The organism is Methylobacterium sp. WL119 (assembly GCF_008039875.1).
GTDB lineage: Bacteria > Pseudomonadota > Alphaproteobacteria > Rhizobiales > Beijerinckiaceae > Methylobacterium.
Window position 1 is genome coordinate 1 of record NZ_VRUU01000081.1, and the last position, 21694, is coordinate 21694.

The 21694-nt window shown below is 72.2% G+C and carries 20 protein-coding genes and 1 pseudogene; 13 read left to right on the top strand and 8 right to left on the bottom strand.

Annotated elements, in window-relative coordinates; all coding sequences use genetic code 11:
- Window positions 1–662: 662 nt before the first annotated feature.
- Complete coding sequence (locus FV227_RS21775; RefSeq protein WP_147859894.1) at window positions 663–2882, bottom strand: TonB-dependent siderophore receptor; 2220 nt, start codon at window positions 2880–2882, stop codon at window positions 663–665.
- Window positions 2883–3235: 353 nt separating this feature from the next.
- Window positions 3236–3475 (bottom strand): hypothetical protein, encoded by a 240-nt coding sequence (locus FV227_RS21780; protein WP_147728815.1) that lies wholly within the window; start codon window positions 3473–3475, stop codon window positions 3236–3238.
- Window positions 3476–3888: 413 nt separating this feature from the next.
- Between FV227_RS21780 and FV227_RS21785 the strand changes: the two genes are divergently transcribed.
- Both FV227_RS21785 and FV227_RS21790 read left to right on the top strand, forming a co-directional pair.
- Window positions 3889–4968: an acyltransferase gene (locus FV227_RS21785; protein WP_246686599.1), complete on the top strand. Its 1080-nt coding sequence runs from the start codon at window positions 3889–3891 to the stop codon at window positions 4966–4968.
- A 110-nt stretch (window positions 4969–5078) separates the two neighbouring features.
- Window positions 5079–5366, top strand: coding sequence for a hypothetical protein (locus FV227_RS21790; protein ID WP_147859900.1), 288 nt, complete (start codon window positions 5079–5081; stop codon window positions 5364–5366).
- Window positions 5367–5376: 10 nt separating this feature from the next.
- On the opposite strand, the gene FV227_RS21795 is transcribed toward FV227_RS21790, so the two are convergent.
- Window positions 5377–5934, bottom strand: coding sequence for a DUF4337 domain-containing protein (locus FV227_RS21795; RefSeq protein ID WP_147729230.1), 558 nt, complete (start codon window positions 5932–5934; stop codon window positions 5377–5379).
- Window positions 5935–6093: 159 nt separating this feature from the next.
- Between FV227_RS21795 and FV227_RS21800 the strand changes: the two genes are divergently transcribed.
- Window positions 6094–6654, top strand: a complete 561-nt coding sequence (locus FV227_RS21800) for a DUF2059 domain-containing protein (RefSeq protein WP_147859896.1) — start codon at window positions 6094–6096, stop codon at window positions 6652–6654.
- Between the two features lie 27 nt (window positions 6655–6681).
- Here the strand turns inward: FV227_RS21800 and hemA are convergent, their stop codons facing one another.
- Window positions 6682–8016 (bottom strand): 5-aminolevulinate synthase, encoded by a 1335-nt coding sequence (gene hemA, locus FV227_RS21805; protein ID WP_147859897.1) that lies wholly within the window; start codon window positions 8014–8016, stop codon window positions 6682–6684.
- A gap of 362 nt (window positions 8017–8378) precedes the next feature.
- Here hemA and FV227_RS21810 point away from each other — a divergent pair, with 362 nt between their 5' ends.
- From FV227_RS21810 to FV227_RS21820, 3 genes are all read left to right on the top strand, one after another.
- On the top strand, window positions 8379–8588 hold the full coding sequence (locus FV227_RS21810) for a hypothetical protein (protein ID WP_147859898.1): 210 nt from the start codon (window positions 8379–8381) through the stop codon (window positions 8586–8588).
- Between the two features lie 362 nt (window positions 8589–8950).
- Window positions 8951–10240, top strand: coding sequence for a UDP-N-acetylglucosamine 1-carboxyvinyltransferase (gene murA, locus FV227_RS21815; RefSeq protein WP_147729280.1), 1290 nt, complete (start codon window positions 8951–8953; stop codon window positions 10238–10240).
- A gap of 226 nt (window positions 10241–10466) precedes the next feature.
- Window positions 10467–12623, top strand: coding sequence for a methyl-accepting chemotaxis protein (locus tag FV227_RS21820; RefSeq protein ID WP_147859899.1), 2157 nt, complete (start codon window positions 10467–10469; stop codon window positions 12621–12623).
- Window positions 12624–12863: 240 nt separating this feature from the next.
- On the opposite strand, the gene FV227_RS21825 is transcribed toward FV227_RS21820, so the two are convergent.
- Window positions 12864–13181: a hypothetical protein gene (locus FV227_RS21825; RefSeq protein ID WP_147727389.1), complete on the bottom strand. Its 318-nt coding sequence runs from the start codon at window positions 13179–13181 to the stop codon at window positions 12864–12866.
- A 296-nt stretch (window positions 13182–13477) separates the two neighbouring features.
- Between FV227_RS21825 and FV227_RS21830 the strand changes: the two genes are divergently transcribed.
- From FV227_RS21830 to FV227_RS21845, 4 genes are read left to right on the top strand one after another with little or no spacing between them, the layout of a single operon-like run.
- On the top strand, window positions 13478–13912 hold the full coding sequence (locus FV227_RS21830) for a DUF2948 family protein (protein ID WP_147727381.1): 435 nt from the start codon (window positions 13478–13480) through the stop codon (window positions 13910–13912).
- A 38-nt stretch (window positions 13913–13950) separates the two neighbouring features.
- Window positions 13951–15246: a histidinol dehydrogenase gene (gene hisD / locus FV227_RS21835; protein WP_147727382.1), complete on the top strand. Its 1296-nt coding sequence runs from the start codon at window positions 13951–13953 to the stop codon at window positions 15244–15246.
- Window positions 15247–15259: 13 nt separating this feature from the next.
- Window positions 15260–15784 (top strand): UPF0262 family protein, encoded by a 525-nt coding sequence (locus FV227_RS21840; RefSeq protein WP_246686598.1) that lies wholly within the window; start codon window positions 15260–15262, stop codon window positions 15782–15784.
- Between the two features lie 56 nt (window positions 15785–15840).
- Window positions 15841–16326 carry a low molecular weight phosphatase family protein gene (locus tag FV227_RS21845; RefSeq protein ID WP_147727383.1) on the top strand — a complete coding sequence of 162 codons (486 nt, stop codon included), beginning with the start codon at window positions 15841–15843 and terminating at the stop codon, window positions 16324–16326.
- Window positions 16327–16525: 199 nt separating this feature from the next.
- On the opposite strand, the gene FV227_RS21850 is transcribed toward FV227_RS21845, so the two are convergent.
- A complete protein-coding gene (locus tag FV227_RS21850; protein WP_147727384.1) occupies window positions 16526–17389 on the bottom strand; it encodes an NlpC/P60 family protein in 864 nt (287 codons plus the stop codon).
- A gap of 284 nt (window positions 17390–17673) precedes the next feature.
- Between FV227_RS21850 and FV227_RS21855 the strand changes: the two genes are divergently transcribed.
- Entirely contained in the window at window positions 17674–18027 is a 354-nt protein-coding gene (locus FV227_RS21855; protein WP_147727385.1) for a hypothetical protein, read from the top strand.
- 31 nt (window positions 18028–18058) lie between these two features.
- On the opposite strand, the gene FV227_RS21860 is transcribed toward FV227_RS21855, so the two are convergent.
- A complete protein-coding gene (locus FV227_RS21860; RefSeq protein WP_147727386.1) occupies window positions 18059–18757 on the bottom strand; it encodes an SDR family oxidoreductase in 699 nt (232 codons plus the stop codon).
- A gap of 294 nt (window positions 18758–19051) precedes the next feature.
- The gene (locus FV227_RS21865) at window positions 19052–19765 is read right to left on the bottom strand and encodes an MgtC/SapB family protein (protein WP_147727387.1); all 714 of its coding nucleotides are present in this window, start codon (window positions 19763–19765) and stop codon (window positions 19052–19054) included.
- 228 nt (window positions 19766–19993) lie between these two features.
- Here FV227_RS21865 and FV227_RS21870 point away from each other — a divergent pair, with 228 nt between their 5' ends.
- Complete coding sequence (locus FV227_RS21870; protein WP_147727388.1) at window positions 19994–20992, top strand: MoxR family ATPase; 999 nt, start codon at window positions 19994–19996, stop codon at window positions 20990–20992.
- 103 nt (window positions 20993–21095) lie between these two features.
- Window positions 21096–21593 (top strand): annotated as a pseudogene (locus FV227_RS21875) (DUF58 domain-containing protein); the annotation flags it as partial.
- Window positions 21594–21694: the final 101 nt, after the last annotated feature.

Genomic DNA, 21694 nt, shown 5'->3' on the forward strand with positions numbered 1-21694 from the left:
GAGCGCCGCGGCCGCGGCGCTCAGCGCGGCGGCGAGCGCCAGCGGCGACAGGCCCGCGCGCAGGAAGGCGGCAGAGAACATCACGCAACCCCGATCTCGGCCCCGCGACCGGGCGGTTCCGAGCCGGATCATGCCGGCCCGATGGTTACCGATCCCTTGTGGCCGCCCGAGGGTTCGGCCCCCATCGGCTTGGCCGCGCGAGGGTCACGTTCGATGCGTTTCAGATCCGCGGAAGATCTGCCGACCGCCCGTATGGTCGGCGCCCGATGCGACCCTCTCTCCACCGCTCATACGTTCCATCGTTCGCGGCATCGAAGCTTGCCGATCGGCCATGACGGATGGAAGTCTCTCGACAGACGCGAGATCGAGGCTGTCGCCGTCCCAAGCGAGCACTTCGTCCTGGCGACCGAGGTCCTGGCGACCGAGGTTCTGGCGACCGGGAAGGATGAGGCCGCCACGGTTGCGGACAGGCCGAGACGCTGCGCGCGCTTCGGGAGTCGAGCGAGGCAAAGGGGGCGTGGTGGCTCGGGGTCAGGCCGATCTCGGGCGCGTCACGGCCTCGCCCACACGTCGTTTCGAGTGCAGGCCACCATGCGGACTTCGGTCGTCGTGTCGGCGCTGCGCGCGACGTCTCGATCCCCGACCGCTGGAGGCGAGCCTTCTCACCACCGATAGATCAGGCTGCCGATGACCGTTGCCGGCTGGTTGAAGTTGCAGAAACCGAACGAACAGGTCGTGTAGTTTCGGTTGAAGATGTTGTAGCCGTTGATCTGCGCGCGGAAGCCTTTGTACTTCGGGTCGAGCGCGGCGAAGTCGTAGGCAACGAGGGCGTCGTAGAGCGTCACGGCGGTATTGCGCACGGTGTTCTGATCATCCGCGTAGCTTGAGCCGATGTAGCGGATGCCGCCGCCGATCTGCAGCCCGCGCAAGGCCGAGGCGGGCGGGAAGGCATAAGTCAGGAACGACGCGTAGGTGTCGCTGGGGATGCCGGAGACGCGGTTCCCGTTGAGGGACTCGCCGGCAAACGAGGTCGAGTTCACGAACCGGATGTCGACATGCGTGTAGGCGATGGTCAGGTTCGTGCCCGGCGCGAGGTTGGCGGTCGCCTCGGCCTCGAAGCCCTTCGAGCGTACGGCACCGCCAGCGGTCTGGAACGCGATGTTGCTCGCGTCGGGGATCAGGATGCTCGACTGGTTGATGTCGAAGCCGGCGAACGCCGTCTGGATGTTGGTCCCGGGAATCAGGTACTTCACCCCCGCCTCGATCTGGTCGCCCGTGGCCGGCTTGAACGCCTGTCCGTTTCGGTCCTGGCCGACCTGCGGGGTGAAGGTCGTGGCATAGCTCGCGTATGGAACCAGCCCTGGCGCCAGAACGTAGCCCAGGCCGACCCGGCCGGTGAAGGCGCTGTTGTCCTGGCGCGAGACCGCGCTGTCGGGCGTGGCGTGGTTGTCCTGGAAGACCCAATCGTGGCGCCCGTTCACGGTCAGGATGAAGTCGCCGAACTTGGCCTGATCCTGCAGGTAGACGCCGACCTGATCCTGGGTCTGGCGCGAGGCGGACCCAAGAGGCGGCGTCGCGATGAACTGCTGGCCGTAGTTCCGGGTGGTGAGGTTCAGGTCCGGGGCGAGGCCGAAGCCGAAGCGCGCGCTCAGGCTGTATCGGGCGTAGTCGACGCCGCCGACCACGGTGTGGGCGACCGGGCCGGTGGCGAAGCGCGCCTCCAGCTGGTTGTCCAGCGTCTGCTGCACCAGGCCCTCGCGGATATAGCCGGTGTCGCGGGTGCCGATCGTGCGCGCGTCGTTGACGTTGTTGATGTCGACGTACTTCGCGCTCAGGAACAGCCCGTAATGCCGGAAGTTCTGGCGGAAAACCAGGTCCGGCGTGAAGAAATGCTCGAAGGCGTAGCCGACCCGATACTGAGTCTGGTCGAGGCCGATGAAGCGCGGATCGCCCTGGTAGAAGTTGGACACCCGGAAGCCCGGGTCGTTGTAGAAGAACGTCGCCGCCGGCGTGTTGGTGACCTGGAACTCGCTCAGGAACGTGAACGTCGTGTCGGCCGATGGCTTCCAGGTGAAGGCGGGCGCGATGTTGAACTGGTCGTCGTTCGTGCCGAGGCCGATGAAGGTGCCGGCCTCGCGGCGTACGCCGGTGAGGCGGTAGGCCATGGTGCCGTCCGAACCCTCGACCGGGCCGCCGACGTCGAAATTGCCCTGGAAGCGTCCGAAGCTGCCGGCTTGGAACTGCACCTCGCCGAACGGCACGAAGACGGGGCGCTTGCTCGTGATATCGAGGATGCCGCCGGGCGATCCGAGGCCGTAGAGGCCGGAGGCCGGGCCGCGGAGGATGGTCAGCGCCTCGGCGCCGTAGGGCTCGCTTTTGGGAAAGGCGAAGCCGCTGCCGATCACGCGCAGGCCGTCACGATAGATGCCCTGGTTGGTGAGCACGTCGAAGCCGCGGATGAAGATCTGATCGAAGCGCGGGTCGAAGCCCGACCGGGCGGAAATGGCGCCCGGGACGTAGTTGACCGCGTCGGTGAACGTCTGGACGTTGCGGTCGTTCAGCTGCTCTCGGGTGACCACCGAGACCGATTGCGGGGCCTCGATCAGCGGGGTGTTGGTTTTGGTGGCGGCCGTGGCGACGCGCGCGGTGTAGCCGGTGATCCCGGAGGGGCCGCCACCGCCGCCGCTGGTGGCGGCCGTGCCGCCGTCGCCGGCGCTGACGTTGAGGCCGCCGGAGCCGGCCGATGCCGGCGCGGCGTTGCCGGGTCCCACCGCCTCGACCGAGATCTCGTTGAGCTGAACGGTGCCATCTTGTGCCACCACGGGACCGGCGAGGATTGTGGTGGTGAGAAGGACGGGGAGGAGCGAGGAGCGGTGGGACATGGATCACGCTGGCGCGCGCTCGGACGAGCGCAGTACCCGTGTGATCGTCCTTCACGGATCCGCGAGCAAGCCAAAAACGTGTTATAGATCACACACTTAAAACGGTTCAAATCTGAAAATATTCTAAATTTAAAGTGGGCGAATGCCCCTCGTCGAGGCCGAGGCGCAGGGCATCCGAGAGGGTTCGGGCCGTGAGCGACCTGCCCCGCGCCCGCCGGCGCGAGCCGAGCGACCAGGGCACGAAATCGAACGTCGGCTTTCAAGCGCCAAGCCGGCTTCCGTTCACCACCCTTCGCGGCCTTTCACAGGGTCAAGCTGCGCGCGCAGGCCTTTGGTCGGCGCAGGCGCCGAGGTCAGCGCAGGAGCCAGGTGCCGACGAAGGCGAGGGCGGCCGAGTAGACGGCGTATCCGTCCTCGTCCGTCACCACCACGGTGATGGTCTGGCGCTCGCCCTCGGCCGGGCTCTCGTCGACGGCGATGGCGGGCAGCAGGCGCTTGGCCTGGAGCGCGGCGGCCTGCACGTCCTCGCACAAGGTGCCCACGTCGTCGCGCTGGTGGAAGCCGTCGTGGATGTCGAAGAAGTAGCGGGGCACAGGCTGTCCACGCGTGGAAGGCGGGAGCGCATCCGTCTCTCAGGCGCGGAGCGCCGAATACTGGGGCCGCGATGGCAGAATCGTATACATCCCGACCGGGACGGCAACCGCGCGAGTGTCGCATGCGGCGGCGGCGCACGAACCGGCCGATGTATTGGCCCGATCCCCGTGCGGACGGTGCGATAGCCTCGCGGAGATTCGCGCGCCTCGTCCCTCCTTTCCCGACCCTGGCGTGAGCCGAGGCCCACCCTTCCCCCACGAAAGGGGAGGGACGATGCGGCGCCCGCCTCCGGCGCCGGCGCGGATGGCGCGGACGGAAAATTTCCGGTTTCCTGCTTGTCCTGTCCGGCGATCGTCGAAAGATCCGCGAGGAGCCTGCCATCCCGAGCCCCACCGCCCCGGTCCCGCCCGCGATGCCCTACCTGCCGCAGCTCGACGGGGTGCGGGCGCTGGCGATCGCCATCGTCTACGTCGCCCATTGCGGGCTGAGCCACGTCGTGCCCGGCGGCTTCGGCGTCACGGTGTTCTTCTTCCTGTCGGGCTACCTGATCACCACGCTGCTGCGGATCGAGCGGGGGCGGACCGGGACGGTCTCGCTGCCGGCGTTCTACCTGCGCCGAAGCTTGCGCATCCTGCCGCCGATGTACCTGGCGCTGGCGCTGTCCGGCCTGCTCCACGGGCTCGGTCTGCTCGACTGGATGCCGGTCGACGCGGCGGCGGTGCTCGGGCAGGCGACGTTCCTGACGAACTATCCCGACCTTCTCGGCACCGAGCGGGTGCTGCCGGTGCCGCTGTGGAGCCTCGCCATCGAGGAGCACTTCTACCTGCTGTTCCCGCTGGCCTACCTCGCGTGGCTCGGGCGCCTGTCGCCGCGGCGGGCGGCCGTGGCGTGCCTGGCGCTGTGCGGCGCGGTGCTGGCGATCCGCGGCCTCAACGTGTGGCGGCTCGCCGACTACAGCCTGAACTACTCCTGGACCCACACCCGCATCGACGCGATCCTGTTCGGCTGCTGCCTCGGCCTGTGGAACAACCCGGTGATCCCGGCCGACCGCGCCTGGCGGCCGAAACCCTGGCACGTGGCGGCGGCGGGCGCCGTGATCCTCGCCACCCTCGCGGTGCGCGACCCCGCCTTCCGCGAGACCCTGCGCTACACCCTGCAGAGCGCGGCGTTGCTCGTGCCGTTCTCGGCGGCGCTTCAGGGCCGCGGATGGGTCGTGCGGGCCCTGGGCTCCGCGCCGATGCGCCGGCTCGGGCTGTACTCCTACGGCTTCTACCTGGTGCACCCGACGGTGATCGCGCTGCTGCTGCACCTGCGGCCGGGCTCGGGCCCGCTCGTGCTGATCGCCGCCGGCCTGGTGCCGACGCTCGCCCTCTGCGCGCTGATGCAGGTCGCGGTGGAGCGCCCCTGCGCCCGGCTGCGCCGGCGCCTGCTCGCCCCGTCCGGCCGGCCGCCGGAGCCGAGCCTCGCCGACCCCGCGCGCCGGGCGGCCTGAACCGCGCGGCGGCACGCGGCGTTCCTCCGGCACACCGAAGGAGACCGCCCGTGCGCCGCCCGATCGCAGCCCGCCCGCCGATCGCCGCTCCCCTGCTTCTCGCCGTCCCCCTGCTGCTCGCCGCAGGCCTGCTGGCCGCCGCCGGCTCGGCCCAGGCGCAGCGCGTCGACACCACGACGCTCACCTGCGCGCAGGCCCGCGGCGCCGTCGCCCGCGCCGGCGGCATCGTGCTCGGCACCGGCGGCCCGACCTACGACCGCTTCGTCCGCGACCGCAGCTTCTGCGCGGCGACGGAGGTGACGCGATCCGCCTACGCGCCGACGCGCACCGACCCGAGCTGCTTCGTCGGCTACCGGTGCATCGAGCCGGGGTTCGACGACTGGTTCGGCGACCGGTGAGGCCGTCCCCTCAGTGGAGGAACGGCAGGGCGTGCGGCGCGAGGTAGCCGAAGCCGAGCAGCACCGCGCCGGCCGCGCCGAGCAGGCCGCCGGCGAAGACCAGGGCGACGATGCCGGTGATCACCTCGGCCGAGGCCAGCACGATGCCGATCTGGAAGGCGGCCGAGGCCAGCTCGTAATGGTGGTAGCGCAGCAGCGAGAGGTCGCGGTTGTTCTGCGCGGTCTTCGCCTTCTCGGCGAGTTCCTTGCGCCCCTCGCCGGTGGCGGGCTCGGAATCCCAGCGTGCCATCGTCTTCGCCCACTCGGCGCGCTTGGCCGCGATCGCGTCCTGGTTCGGCCCCGGCGGCACCAGGGCCACCGCCTCGTCGGCGGTCTTGAGCACCGTGGCGCGGATGGTGCGCGCCTGGAAGAACGCCCACTGGTTGGCCGCCTCGACGTTGGCGCCGATCGCGTCGGTCTGCGCCGCCTTGCCCAGCGTCTCGCTGAAGGCGAGGAACAGCGCCAGCACCGAGATCAGCAGCGCGACGCGCTTGTTCGACGTCCCGCCCGCTCCGTGACCACCCGACATCCGCTCAACGCTCCCCGTTCGATTCGTGCGGGCGCAGTCACAGCGCATCCGGCGCGCGGATGCAACGCGGCCGAGCTTTTAGGCCGATCCGCCGGCACCGCCTATGCTTCGGCCCGGCCCGATTCGCGGCCGGCGGTTTTCGTCTCCGGAGGACGCGTGATGCGCATCGCCAGCCTCACCTTCATGGCCCTCGCCCTCGGGCTGGCGGGACCCGCCCGCGCCGAGGCGCCGCAGAAGGCGGTTCCCCAAGTCCCTTCCCAGGTCACGCCTCAAGTCACCCTCGATCCGGCCCGCCTGGCGGCGGCGAAGGCGGTGGTCGCCCGCGCCCAGGGCGATCGCGACACCACGCTCCAGGCGATGACCGCGCCGATGACGGCGATGGTCCAGCAGATGGGGCTCAAGCAGCCCGATCGGGCCAAGGTCATGGTGCAGGAGGTGATCATGCCGATCCTCTCCGAGCATTACGACGAGCTGCTCAACCTGCAGGCGATCTCGTTCGCGGCCGTGCTGTCGAAGGCGGACCTGGAGGCCATCGCCGCGTTCTACGACACGCCGGCCGGCCGCAACATGGCCAAGGCGCAGCCGCAGCTGGCTCAGGCGCAGCTGACGGGCATGCAGCACTGGATCGGCAGCCTGGCCGGCGAGATGCAGGCGAAGCTCGCCGCGACCGCCGAGGCGCACGGCTGGGTGCCGGGCGGGAACAAGCCGAAGCCGAACTGAGCCTCCGGCTCTTCCGGCGGCGCCCGCCTACTCCGCCGCCTGCGCGAACACCGTGCCGGCGCGCGGCAGGTCGAGGGTGTCCCAGGTCTCGACCAGCGCCGCCGTCAGGGTGGCGATGCGGGCGGCGTCGTGGAACGGCGAGGGGGTGATGCGCAGGCGCTCGGTGCCGCGCGGCACCGTCGGGTAGTTGATCGGCTGGATGTAGATCGCGTGGCGCTCGAGCAGGTGGTCGGCGGCCGCCTTGCACAGCTCGGCGTCGCCCACCATCACCGGCACGATGTGCGTCTCGGTGGCGAGCACCGGCAGGCCGGCCTCCTCCAGCGCGCGCTTGGTCGCGGCGGCCTGGCGCTGGTGCGCCTCGCGCTCGGCCGTCGAGCGCTTGAGGTAGCGCACCGAGGCGCGCGCGGCGGCGGCGATCGCCGGCGGGATCGCCGTGGTGAAGATGAAGCCGGGGGCGAAGCTCCGCACCGCGTCGCAGAGCGCGGCCGAGCCGGTGATGTAGCCGCCGACGCAGCCGAACCCCTTGGCCAGCGTGCCCTCGATCACGTCGACCCGGTGCATCACGCCCTCGCGCTCGGCCATGCCGCCGCCGCGCGGCCCGTAGAGGCCGACCGCGTGGACCTCGTCGAGGTAGGTCATCGCGCCGTACCGCTCGGCGAGGTCGCAGATCGCGCCGATCGGCGCCACGTCGCCGTCCATCGAGTAGACGCTCTCGAAGGCGATCAGCACGTTGCGGCCGGCCGCCTCGACCAGCAGCGCTTCCAGGTGCGCGAGGTCGTTGTGGCGGAAGATCCGCTTCTCGCAGCCCGCGTGGCGCACGCCTTCGATCATCGAGTTGTGGTTGAACGCGTCCGACAGGATCAGGCAGTCCGGGATCAGCTTGGCGATGGTGGAGATGCCGGCCTGGTTCGAGACGTAGCCCGAGGTGAAGACCAGACCCGCCTCCTTGCCGTGCAGGTCGGCGAGCTCGCGCTCGAGGTCGACCAGCGGCGAGTTGTTGCCGGCGATGTTGCGGGTGCCGCCGGCGCCGACGCCGCAGCGCTTGGCCGTGTCGGTGAGCGCGGAGACCACCTCCGGGTGCTGGCCCATGCCGAGGTAGTCGTTCGAGCACCACACGGTGATCTCCGAGGTCGCCCCGTCCGGCCGGCGCCAGTTCGCGATCGGGAAGCGGCCCGCGATGCGCTCGATGTCGGCGAACACCCGGTAGCGGCGCTCGCCGTGCAGGCGCTCCAGCGCGCCGCGGAAATGCGCCTCGTAGTCCACCCGCCGCGCCGCGATCTGGCCCTGCACGGAGCCCGGGCCGCGTTCGGAACCGTGCGCGTGCGTGGGGGCCGGTGTGGAGGCGGGCCGGGTCTCGGGCATGGATGTCCTTGGGGGCTGGCCGGGCGTCGGATGCGCCGAGGCGCGGGATCGTCGTCGGCCGGGCCTGTTCGGGATGCGGGAAGGCGCGGCCGAGGACCGGTACGGTCCGGCGCGCCCGATCGCGCATCGGGTGGAGAGGAATCCGGCGGCGTCGCGTGGCGCCGTCGGACCGGAAGATACAGCCGGATCTGGAATCGGTTCAAGGTGACGGGGCGTCATCCCTGCCTTGCAGGCCGACGGGGGGCCGCCGCCGGCATTCGAGCGACCCTTTGAACGCCGCCGGGGCCATCGCCCCGACGGATGGATTGTGAGGTGCCGGCGGACGATCTAGGAGTCGAAGGCGACGATGGGTCGCGTGACGCATGACGACGAAGAACGACGAGGCCCGGGCCGCCCGCCTCAAGGCGGCCCTGCGCGAGAACCTGCGGCGGCGCAAGCGCCAGGTCCGCGGCCGGGGCGAGCCGGCGGCGGGGCAAGAGGCGGCGCAGGAGGAGGGGCAGGTCGCGGCGGAGGACGCCGCCGAGCCGCCGGACGACCGCGACCCGGCCCCGTCGGACGCGCCGTCGTCATAGGCGGCACGCGAGGCATCGGCGCTGCGTCCGCAGCCCGAGCCCGTCGAGCCGGCTCCTCCGCGACGTCACTTGGATGAGGCGGGACGCGTTTCGCCGGGCTCGGCAGGGGCCTGCGTCCCGTCGCCGGGCCGGGTCCTTCCCGGATCGTCCGGGGCGAAGCGGAAGGGGCGGCGCGGATCGGCGCCGCGATGCTCCCGCCTCCGAGGCCGGCCTGCGAACCGAGCAAAGACCCGGCGCGCCGGCGCGGTCCCCTTTCGGACAAAACTCGCCTATAGGCTGCGCTCGAGCATGGGCGGCGAGCGCCCGAGGGGCAGGGCCGGCGGCGCGCGGGACGAAGCGCGGCGCGTGAGGATCACGAGACCATGGACCGCATCCACATCACCGGCGGCGTGCCGCTCAACGGCACGATCCCGATCTCGGGGGCGAAGAACGCCGCCCTGCCGCTGATGATCGCGAGCCTTCTCACCGGCGACACGCTGGAGCTCGCCAACGTGCCGCGGCTCGCCGACATCGCCGCGCTGACGCGGATCCTCGGCAACCACGGCGTCGACCACATGGTGGTCGGCAAGCGCCCGGGGCAGACCACCGAGACCGGCCAGACCATCCGGCTCACCGCCTCCAACGTCATCGACACCACGGCGCCCTACGAGCTGGTTTCGACCATGCGGGCGAGCTTCTGGGTGGTCGCGCCGCTGCTGGCGCGCTTCGGCGAGGCCAAGGTCTCGCTCCCCGGCGGCTGCGCCATCGGCACCCGGCCGGTCGACCTCCTGATCATGGCGCTGGAGAGGCTCGGCGCGCAGATCGAGATCGATGCCGGCTACGTCGTCGCCAAGACCAAGAACGGCCTGCGCGGCGCCGAGATCGACTTCCCGAAGGTAACCGTCGGCGGCACCCACGTGGCGCTGATGGCGGCCTCCCTCGCCTACGGCACCACGGTGATCTCCAACGCCGCCCGCGAGCCGGAGGTGGTGGATCTCGCCGAGTGCCTCACCAAGATGGGCGCCCGCATCCAGGGCGCCGGCACCCCGCGCATCGTGATCGAGGGCGTCGCCCGCATGAACGGCGCCCGCCACGAGGTGCTGCCCGACCGGATCGAGACCGGCACCTACGCCATGGCGGTGGCGATGACCGGCGGCGACGTGGTCTTGGAGAACACCCGCGCCGACCTGCTGCATTCGGCCCTCGACATCCTCTCCACCACCGGCGCCGAGATCACCCAGGTTCCCGGCGGCATCCGGGTGCGGCGCAACGGGGCGGGAATCGCGGCGGTCGACGTGACCACCGACCCGTTCCCGGGCTTCCCCACCGACCTGCAGGCGCAGTTCATGGCGCTGATGACCCTGGCCAACGGCCAGTCGCAGATCCGCGAGACCATCTTCGAGAACCGCTTCATGCACGTGCAGGAGCTGGCGCGCCTGGGCGCCCGGATCCGCCTCGAGGGCGACCTCGCCATCGTCGAGGGCGTCGACCGCCTCAAGGGCGCGCCCGTGATGGCGACCGACCTGCGCGCCTCGGTGTCGCTGGTGATCGCGGGGCTGGCGGCCGAGGGCGAGACCCAGATCAACCGGGTCTACCACCTCGACCGCGGCTTCGAGGCGCTGGAGGCCAAGCTCGCCCGCTGCGGCGCGCGGATCGAGCGCGTGCGGGCCTGAATCGCCCGCCGTATCGAGCGCCCGCCCGCCTGCATTCGCGCGGCGCGGGCCGGGCCCGGGCAGTCGAGCGCGGGCGGATGCGGCTGCGAAGACCGCCGATAATCCCAATCGATACGGTTTTATAGGATCGTCGTCTTGTCTCGTGCGGCTCGCACGAGCAGGGAATCTTAACGCGCGCCTGCCTAAGGACCGGCTCAAGCTCTCCGAGCATTTTCGAGACGGATCGATGTCGGCATTCTCACGTCTCGAGGCGCGCCTGCCCGCCATGACCATCGGGCTCGCGCTCCTCAGCGCCACGGCGATGGGCGGCTTCAGCTGGCACCAGGCCCGCGCCGGGCTGATGGAGGCGGCGCGCGAGCGGCTGCAGCTTGCCGCCGACGCGCGGCGCGACGGGGTCGAGCTGGTCGCCGACCGGATGCAGGCCGACTTCCTCACGGTGGCGGCGCACCCGCAGGTGGTGTCGAACGTCGCCGACCTGATCGAGACCCTCGACCCGTCCAAGCCCGACTATGCCGGCCTCCTGGCCGCCTTCCGGGCGCCGGAGACGGCGGCGGCGCGCATCGCGCTCGACGGCACGGCGACCAACACGATGTACGGGCGCCGGCACGCGAAGGTGCAGGAGGTCGCCCGCAAGCTGCTGGCGCAGGCGGGCTACGCCGACCTGATGGTGCTCGATGAGGGCGGGCGCATCGTCTACACCACCACCAAGGGCGAGGATTTCGCGCGGCCGGTCTCCGATCCGGCGCTGCGGGGAACCGGGCTGGCGCGGCTGTTCGAGCGCCTGAAGGCCGCCGACCCCGAGGCCGCCCTGTTCGAGGATTTCGCGGCCTATCCGGTCGATGCCGGGCCCTCCGCCTTCATCGGCCGCGCGGTGACGAAGCGCGCCAACGTCGCCATGGGCACGGCGCAGGCGGCCGAGCGCATCGGCTACGTCGTGATGCGGGTCGGGCCGGCCCTGTTCGATCCCACCCTGTCGAAGCGCACCGGCCTCGGCGAGACCGGGCAGACGCTCTCGACCGGCGCCGACGGCCTGCTGCGCACCCGGCCGCCGCTGAACCCGGACGCCAAGGCCGGCAGCCCCCTCGATGCGCTCGGGATCGCCCCGGCCCGCCTCGCGGAGGGGCGGCCGTTCGACTTTTCGGGCGCGGACGGCCGGCACCTGGCGGCGTCCTCGGTCGTGTCGGTGCTCGGCGCGCCCTGGACGGTGATCGCCGAGCAGAGCCTCGACGAGGCGATCGGCGCCGTCTCGACCCTGTCGCGGACGCTGGCGCTGGTCGGGCTCGGGGTGCTGGCCGGCACCGCCATCCTCGGCCTGCTGCTGGCCCGGTCGATCGCGCGGCCCCTCGGCGCGCTCACCGCCGCGCTCAAGGCCCTGGCCGCCCGGCAGGCGCTGGAGCAGGTGCCCGGCAGCGGCCGGCGCGACGAGATCGGCGACATCGCCCGGGCGGTGGTGACGATCCGTGACGTCTCCCTCGAGGAAGCCGCGCAGCAATTGAAGACCACCGAGGCGGCGCGGCTGCGCGAGGCGCAGGCGCGCCGCGCCCTCCTCGGCGACCTCGCCGAGCGCTTCGAGCGGTCGGTCGGCGGCATCGTCGCGCGGGTCGCCGGCTCGGTGGCCGGCCTGCAGGTCGCCTCGGGCGGCATGCGCGACGCGGTCGCGGGCACCTCGCAGCGGTCGAGCAGCGTCGCGAGCACCGCCCACGAGACCGCCCGCAACGTCAACACCGTCGCCGCGGCGGCCGAGGAGCTCGGGGCCACGGTCCAGGAGATCGGGCGGCAGGTCGAGCAGGCGGCGGAGATGTCGGACGGCGCGGTGCGCGAGGCGGCCCGCACGCAGGCCGCCATGGATGCGCTGGCCGCGGCCGCGACCCGGATCGGCGACGTCGTCGGCCTGGTCTCGACCATCGCCGGGCAGACCAACCTGCTGGCCCTGAACGCCACGATCGAGGCGGCGCGGGCGGGCGAGGCCGGCCGCGGCTTCGCGGTGGTGGCGGCCGAGGTTAAGGACCTCGCCGCGCAGACCGCGCGGGCGACGGAGGAGATCGGCCAGCAGATCGCCTCGATCCAGGCCGCCGCGGGGGAGGCCTCGGGGGCGATCCACGCGATCACCGGGCGAATCGACGCGATGAACCAGGTGGCGACCAGCATCGCCGCCGCGGTGGAGGAGCAGGGCGTGACGACCCAGGAGATCGTGCGCAACATGGGCCAGGCCTCGGCCGGCACCGGCGCCATGACGGCGGACATCGCCGCCGTCGCCCGCGCGGCGGACGCCGCCGGCACCGAGGTCGCGGCGGTGCTGCTGGCCTCCGACGAGCTCGCCGACCAGTCGGCACGGCTGCGCGCCGAGATCGGCACCTTCCTGGCGGGCGTCCGCGCCGCCTGAGCGAAGCGGGCCGCCTTTCAGGACTCGGGCCGGCTCCCCCTCGCCGGGGCGCGCCGATCGGCGGCCGGGGGAGGGGACGCTCCGTCGCCCGCCCGCACCCGCATCCGTCGCGGCGTCAGCCTGGTGGGCGCGCCTCGGGACGAAGTCGCGGGTGGAATCCCGATCGACGGGCGTCCGAAACGAGAAGGGCCGCCCGGCCCGGATGGCTGGACGGCCCCTCGCCGATGGGAAGCCTTCCGATCAGCGGCCGATGGCTCCGCGCTTGAACCCGAAGCCCGGGACTTCGCAGCCGCAGGACGAGTTGAACGGCGCCGGGCGGGTGACGCAGTTGCCGCGGGCGGTGACGCAGATGCTGCCGCCGCGGCCGCCGCGGAAGTCGTCGCGGCGACGGTCGTAGCGATCCTCGTCGTAGTCGCGGCGGCGCGGGCGATCGTCGTCGTAGCCGCGGTCGAACCGGCGCGGGCCGCCGTAATCGTAGTACTGGGCGCTCGCCACGGTCGCGCCGAGGGTCGTCCCGAGGGTCAGGGCGGCGATGGCCGCGAGGGTGAGGCGCTTCATGGTCATAAGGTGTGTCCGTCTCCGGTCCGAGGTCGACGTGGGGTCGACCGGGTGTCTACGCGGGGCTGCCTGAACGTCGGCTGAGGCCGGCGCAACGGCTGTCCGCCTGGCGGCCCCGACGCTCAACGCGGCAGACTGCGCATCGGCCGCCACAATCGTCCGGCATGGTGCACGGCCGCCGCCCCGTCCGCCCTCGGCCTGCGACGACGGCCTGCGGTTGCCGGAACCGGCCGGCCTCGCTACTGACGCGGGCGAAAATGTTTCCCGTGAAACCTCCTCCGGAGCGGCCCCCCGACATGGAGCTCCTCAAGCTCGCGGCCCTCGACGCCGAGGACCTCACCGTCATCTCCGCCCACCTTCAGGATGCGGTGCTGAACGTGGCCGACCTCACCTTCCTCGCCGCCGAGCACCGCTTCGTGCTGGCGCTGCGCCGGTTCGACTGGCAGGCGCCGGAGACGCCGCGGCGGCGGCTCGCCGGCCTGCATTTCGAGCGCGTGCTCGGGGTCCGCACCCGCGGCCTGACGCTGGGGGATGCCAGCTTGAGCCTGCTCGCGATCACCTTCGAGGAGACCGAGGCGCCGTCCGGCATCGTCACGCTGCTGTTCTCCGGCCAGGCCGCGATCCGCCTCGACGTCGAGTGCATCGAGGCGCGGATGAAGGATCTCGGGCCGGTCTGGGAGGCCGACAGCCGCCCGGGCCACGCGGCGCCCGCCTCCGGCCCGTCGGCCTGAGCCGTCGCGTCCCACGCCCTCACCAGAAGAAGTGCCCGATGATCCGCCTCGATAGCAGCGACCCGACCTTCGCGGACGACTTCGCCCGGCTGCTCACGGTCAAGCGCGAGATCTCGGAGGACGTCGACGAGACCGTGCGCGCCATCATCGCCGGCGTGGTGAAGGGCGGCGACGCGGCGCTGGTCGACTACACCCGAACATTCGACCGGCTCGGCGACGGCTTCGGCGCGTCCGCCCTGCGCGTCACCGCGGACGAGATCGCGGCGGCGCTCGAAGCCTGCCCGGCCGAGGCGCTGGAGGCGCTGCGCTTCGCCGCCGCCCGGATCGAGGCGTTCCACGCCGAGCAGGTCCCGGGCGACCGCCGGACCACCGACGCCCTCGGCGTCACCTCGGGCTGGCGCTGGACCGCGCTCGAATCGGTCGGGCTCTACGTGCCCGGCGGCACGGCGAGCTACCCGTCCTCGGTGCTGATGAACGCGATTCCCGCCCGCGTCGCCGGGGTGCCGCGGATCGTCATGGTGGTGCCGATGCCCGACGGGCAGTCGAACCCGCTGGTGCTCGCCGCCGCGCATCTGTCGGGCGTTCACGAGGTCTATCGCGTCGGCGGGGCGCAGGCGGTGGCGGCGCTGGCCTACGGCACCGAGACGATCGCGCCGGTGGCCAAGATCGTCGGGCCCGGCAACGCCTACGTCGCGGCGGCCAAGCGCCGGGTGTTCGGCCAGGTCGGCATCGACATGATCGCCGGCCCCTCCGAGGTGCTGATCCTGGCCGACGGCCACGCCAACCCGGACTGGATCGCCGCCGACCTGCTGGCCCAGGCCGAGCACGACGTCGCCGCCCAGTCGATCCTGATCACCGACAGCGCCGCGCTGGCCGAGGCCGCGGAATCCGCCGTCGAGCGCGCGCTCGCCACCCTGCCGCGCCAGGAGATCGCGCGGGCGAGCTGGCGCGACTACGGCGCGATCGTCCGGGTCCGCAGCTTCGACGAGGCGGTGCCGCTGGTCGACCGGCTCGCGCCGGAGCACCTGGAGATCGAGACGCAGGACGCCGAGGCGCTCTCGCGAAAAATCCGCAACGCCGGGGCGATCTTCCTCGGCTCGCACACGCCCGAGGCGATCGGCGACTACGTCGGCGGCCCCAACCACGTCCTGCCGACCGCGCGCTCGGCGCGGTTCTCGTCCGGCCTCGGGGTGCTCGACTTCATGAAGCGCACCACGATCCTGGCCTGCACGCCGGAGAGCTTGCGGGCGCTCGGCCCCGCGGCGATAACGCTGGGCCGGTCGGAGGGCCTCGAGGGGCACGCCCGCTCCGTCGCGATCCGGCTGAACCTTTGAAGGCACGCGCACGATGTCGGAGGTCAAGGGGGGTGGGACGGGGGTCGAGAAGCGTGTCGAGCCGGCCGGGAAGGGCACCGATCGCCTGATCGGGGTCACGCTCGACGAGGACTCGATCGGCCGCGGCAACCCCGACCAGGAGCACGAGCGCGCGATCGCGATCTTCGACATCCTCGAGGACAACCACTTCGCGATCCCGGGCCGCACCGGGCCCTACGCGCTCAACCTCGGGCTCGTCGAGAACAAGCTTTCCTTCGCGATCCTGTCCCCGACGGGCGACCCGGTGATGACCCACCTGCTGTCGCTGACCCCGTTCCGCCGGGTGATCCGCGACTACGAGATGATCTGCGAGAGCTACTACAACGCCATCCGCACCGCCTCCCCGACGCAGATCGAGGCGATCGACATGGGCCGGCGCGGCCTGCACAACGAGGCGTCCGAGACCCTGAGGGAGCGCCTGGCCGGCAAGGTCGACCTCGACCACGACACCGCCCGGCGGCTGTTCACCCTGGTCTTCGCCTTGCACTGGAAGGGCTGAGGTGGGCCTGCGCCGCCGACGCCCGCACCGGCACAGACGCTGAGAGCCCCCGCGCGATGGACGTCCTCGTCCCGCCTCCGCCCGGCGACCTCGTCGTGCCGCGCAAGCGCCGGGTCCAGTCGGTGCTGTTCATGTGCAACTTCAACGCCGTGCGCTCGCCCGCGGCGGAGGTGATCGCGCGCCACTACTTCGGCAAGTCGGTCTACGTGCAGTCGGCCGGGGTGCGCTCGGGCGAGCCGGTCGACCCGTTCATGGTCGCGGCGCTGGACGAGATCGGCATCGACGCCAGGAAGCACCGGCCCCGCACCATCGAGGAGCTCGACGAGTGGGAGGGGCTGAACTTCGACCTGATCGTGACGCTGGCCCCCGAGGCGCACCACAAGGCGCTGGCGATGACCCACACCCTGGCGGCCGACGTCGAGTACTGGCAGACGGCGGACCCGACCATCCTCCAGGACGCCTCCCGCGAGCAGCGCATGGACGCCTACCGCGACGTCCGCGACGGGCTGACCTACCGGATCAAGATGCGGCTGAAGGGGTAGGGGACGCGGCGCGGCAGGCTCCGCGGTCGATCTGGCGCTTCCCCGCCGCGCGAACCGATCGCGGCGCATCCCGCGCGAAGGTCTGCCGCGCTCACCTGTTTTGCCGGCAAAGCGCGGGTCCCCTCTCCCGTTTGGGAGAGGGGACCCGTTCGGCGCGAGGTGGTCGACACGATCGGTGTGCGGCGGGGAAGTCGCGCCCTCACGCCTCCAGCCGGCGCATCCCGGTGATCGCGCCGTAGCTGTTGGCGGCGATCCGCTCCGCCGCCCGACGCAGGGGCTCGACCGCCACCGCCATGTGATGGCCGTTGGCGTGGATCAGGGTGTCGGCGTCGAGCATCAGGCCGGTATGGCCGCGCCAGTCGACGAAGTCGCCGCGGCGCAGGCCGTCGAAGCCGATCGGCAGGGCGCGGCCGACGGCGCCGGCCTGCTGGTCGGCGTCGCGCGGGCAGGGCAGGCCGGCGAGATCGAGGCAGAGCTGGACCAGGCCCGAGCAGTCGAGCCCGAGGCTGGTGCGCCCGCCCCACAGGTAGGGCGTCCCGACCAGCCGCTCGGCGGTGGCCGCGTAGTCCGGCACCGTGCGGTCGAGGGGGGCGCAGTGGGCCGCGAAGACGAAGGCGTCGCCGACCCGGACGAAGTCGCCGGCCGTGTCGGCGACCGTTATCCGCGCCCCGAGCCCGAGATGGCCGAGCGCCGGGCGCTTCATGTCGGGGGCGGGGTAGAGGAAGCTGCGCAGGGCCGTCACCCGGTGGGTCGGGGCTGGGTCGGCCGGGCCGAGGCTCGCCGCCGGCAGGTAGCCGACATAGCCGTCGCGCATGAGCTGGACCCAAGCGAACCCGTCGCCGACCTCGTACACGGCGACCGCGTCGCCCATCACCGCCTCGGTCTCGAGCCCGGCCTCCGGTCGCGGCGTCCGGCGTAAGGGGGCGGCCGGGACCACGACCCGGCGCGGCTCGCCGGCGACGAAGCGCGCCGCCTCGACCGTGCCGCGCAGGCGGATGTCGGCGAGGTCCGGCCGGGCCGGCGTGGTGCGCGGATCGTGGTTGGCGGTCGGCGGGCTCGTCATCACGGCTCGGGGCTGCGGCTGTCTCGGAATCTGCGGGCGTCTCGAAGTGATGATCGCGGGCCGCGGTGACCGAACCACGCCCCGGGGCGCATCTCCTCCCGCGCCATTTCGACGCATCGTCGTGCTGCTTGAGACGGCAACTGCATCATGAATGCGCCAGCGCGCCCGCAGGATCGCGGCGCACCTCTGCCTGCCTCTTCGGCACGCCGGGGCATGCATGGCAGCACGGCGACGGCCTCGTTTTGATGCGGTGCACAATCGGCGCGAATCGGGTACGGTGGGCCATGACGAGCGCGAGCCCTGCCGTGAAGAAGTCGAAGAAGAGCTTTGCCGACCTGCCGCCGATCCGGGTCCGCCGCGAGCCGCCGACGATCGTCGAGGCGGTGACCGCCGCGCAGGACCTGTCCGACGACCTCGAGCAGCAGATCGAGATCGCCGCCGGGCTGATCGGCCTGCCCGCCGAGGAGGTCCGCCCGCACGTCGTCGCGGCGCTGCGGGCCAAGCCCGAGCGCGTGCCGGAGCGGATCATCGCCCAGGCCGGCCCGAGCCGGGCGCCGCGCACCGTCATCGTCGAGCGCCGCACCCGCCCGCCGGTGATCGTCGAGCGCCGCGGCCGCCCGCTCGATCCGCGGCGCTGACGGCGCCCGCGGACCGCCTTCGAGTCCCGCGCTACCAGGCGAGCGTCTCGCCGCGGTAGTCAAGATAGGCCGTGCCGGGCCGGCCGAGCCGGGCCTCGATCACGTCGGCCATGCCGGTGACGCTGGTCGCTACGTCGATGTCGGCCCCGTCGCCGCCCATCTCGGTCCGCACCCAGCCCGGATGCATCAGCACCACGCTCAGGTTCTCCGCCGCGTGGCGGATCGCGAAGCTGCGGACCAGGGTGTTTAGCGCCGCCTTGCTGGCGCGGTAGTTTTCCCAGCCGCCGGAGGTGTTGAGCCCGACGCTGCCGAGGATCGAGCTCATGAACACCAGGCTGCCGCCGGGCGCGAGCCGATCGCGGAAGGCTTCGGCGAAGCGGACCGGGCTGATCGCGTTGGTGAGGTAGACCTGCGCCGCGACCGGCCGCGGCACCGCGTGCAGCGGATCGTGCGCCTGCGTCGCCACGCCGGCCACCACGAACACCAGGTCGAATGTTCGGGACGCCAGCCGGTCGTGCAGGGCCGAGACCGCTTGGTCGTCGTCGATGTCGGCGGTCTCGATCGTCAGCGCCTCGGATTCGAGGGCGGCCAGGCCCGGCGAGGCCTTGCGCTGGGTCGCGGTGACGCGCCAGCCGCGCCCCAGGAAGGTCTCGACGAGCCCGAGCCCGAGGCCGCGCGAGGCCCCGACGATCAGCGCGTTCCTGGCCGACGAATGTTCGAGTTCTGCCATGGGATGTCTCCTGCGAGGCCGGGTTCGGGATTTCTTGGGAGGAAGGTGGCTTCATCGCGCGATGCGGAAAGCGCCGTTGGGGATCGCCCGGTGTGCCGCCGCACGTTCGGTACCTCCACCCTCGGACGCAGCTTCGACACGCCCCCCTTCCCTCCCCCGACGATCTCGGGCTCGCCCGCGATCCGCACCCTGTGTGCCCGAGTCGGGCAGGCCCGACTTGGGTGCGGGGGAGGGGAAGGCGACGTGGGCGCCTTGCGCGCGAAACGTACGGGTTCGGCGCCTTGCCCCGTTCCCTCAATCCCCCGTCTGCACCGCCCAGGTGGCGTGGCGGATGCCCGGTTGCGCCTGCAGGGCGGCGACCACCGCGTCGAGCTCCTTGGCCGCCACCGCGCTGGCGATGAGGGTCGCGACCACGTCCACCGCCGCGTCGCCGCGCTCCTCGACCTCGACGCCGCCGACCGGGTAGCCCGCCGCCTCCAGCCGCTCGACGAGCATGTCCTGGGCGGGGCCCGCGGTGCCGGGGGCGGTGGTGACCTGGACCTCGTAGGTCGCCTCCGTCGCGCTCTCGTCGATCGGCGCGCGGTTGATCGCGTTGACGAGCGGGCGCAGCAGGGTGTTGCAGGCCAGGACCGCGACCGCGACGAACAAAGCCTCCAGCGGCAGGTCGGCGCCGGCGAAGGCGCCGACTGCGGCCGAGCACCACAGGGTCGCGGCCGTGTTGAGGCCGCGCACGTTCATGCCCTCCTTCATGATCACGCCGGCGCCGAGGAAGCCGATGCCCGAGATCACGTAGGCGACGGTGCGGGTCGCGCCCTCGGCCCCGGTCAGCCGCATGCCGAGATCGACGAAGGCGGCCGCCCCCACCGCCACCAGCACCGCCGTGCGCAGGCCGGCGGTGCGCTGGCGGTACTGCCGCTCGGCGCCGATCAGGGTGCCGAGCACGAAGGCCACGATCAGGCTGATCGCCGAATTGACCGGCTCGGGGAGGGGCGTGGGCAGAAGGACCATCCGGTCTCCTAGACGGGCGCGCATGACGGTTCCGTGACGGGAGCCGGTCCCGCCCGAGGTCGCAGCGGGATTGACGGGTGCCCCGGGCAGCGGGCACACCGGCTCGACTATGGATCGATCAAGAATCCAAGTGCGGCGGGTTCAGCCCGCCGGTTTCGACGAGGAGACGTGCAGGATGAAGGCTTCCTTCCAGCCGGCCCGGCCGTGTCGCGCAGGGTCCGCGCGCGCATGAGCGGCGCTGCGCTTGCCGAGCGTCCGGCTGCCGCCGCCGATCCGTTGCGGGCCCGCATCCTCGAGCTCCGCGCCGGCCTGGAGCACGGGCTGATCGGCTGCGAGGGCCTGGTCGAGCGCCTGATGATCGGGCTGCTCACCGGCGGCCACCTGCTGATCGAGGGCGCGCCGGGGCTGGCCAAGACCCGCGCCGTCAAGCGCCTCGCCGACGGGCTCGACGGCTCCTTCGCCCGCATCCAGTGCACGCCCGACCTGATGCCCGCCGACCTCACCGGCACCACCGTGTGGCGCCAGGATGCCGGCACCTTCGAGTTCCTGCCCGGCCCGCTGTTCCACTCGCTGATCCTCGTCGACGAGGTCAACCGCGCGCCGCCGAAGGTGCAGTCGGCCCTGCTCGAGGCGATGGCGGAAGGCCAGATCACCGTCTCCGGCGCGACCCATCCGCTCGCCGACCCGTTCATGGTGGTGGCGACCCAGAACCCGATCGAGCATGCCGGCACCTTCCCGCTGCCCGAGGCGCAGCTCGACCGCTTCCTGCTCCACGTCGTGGTCGGGATGCCGGACGAGGCCTCCGAGCGGAAGATCCTCGACCTCGTCGAGGGCGAGCTCAACCATCACGGCGAGGCGATGCCGGTGAAGCTCTCGGTCGCCGAGGTGCTGGCCGCGCGCGAGGCCGCCCTGAAGACCTACGTCTCGCCGGCGCTGAAGGATTATCTCGTGCGCATCGTCGCCGCGACCCGCACCGATTCCTCGGCGCCGGACCTGCGCGCCGCGATCGAGCATCCGGCCTCGCCGCGCGGCACGCTGGCGCTGATGGTCGCCGGCAAGGCGCGGGCCTACCTCCACGGCCGCGACCACGTCGTCCCCGAGGACGTGGCGGACCTCGCCGCCGACGCGCTCTCCCACCGCATCGGCCTGACCTGGCGCGCGGCCGCGGAAGGGCTCACCACCCGCGGCATCGTCGGCGGATTGGTCCAGCGGGTGCGGGCGCTCTGAGGGTGGTCTCGGCAACCGCGAGAAGGCCCCGCGCGACCACGCCCTGCGCGGGCCCCCTCTCCCATGGGGAGAGGCGGCCGCGTCGCGCTGGCCGGATTCCGGCATGACCGCCACCGCCGCCCCCGAGACGAACCCGGCCTTCCACCTTTCCGGCGAGGCGCTGATGGGCCTGCGCCACCTCGCGCGCCGCGGCGTCACGCCGGCGACGCGGACGCTGGCGGGCCTGCCCGGCGGCATCGTCACCAAGCGCCGCGGGCGCGGCTCGGAGCCCGACGACGTGCGGCTGTGGTCGGAGGGCGACGACCGCCGCCACATCGACCGCAACGCCACCGCGCGCACCGGCATCCTGCACGTGCGCACCCACCACGACGAGCGCGACCGCGCCGTGGTGCTGCTCGCCGATTTCCGCCCCTCGATGCTGTTCGGCACCCGCCGGGCGCTGCGCTCGGTGGCGGCGGCCGAGGCGCTGGCGCTGCTCGGCTGGCGCGTCGTCGGCGACGGCGGCCGCGTCGGCCTCGTGGTCGCGGGCGCGGACGAGCCGACGGCTTTGCGCCCGGCCGGCGGCGAGCGCGCGATGACGGCCGTCACCGGCGCGCTCGCGTCGGCCCTGTCACTTATACACATCAGACGCAGCCGACGATACACCATGTGTAGCTCTCGGTGCTAGCCCAATCAATAAAAAAAAGAATGGGCGGGGGGGGG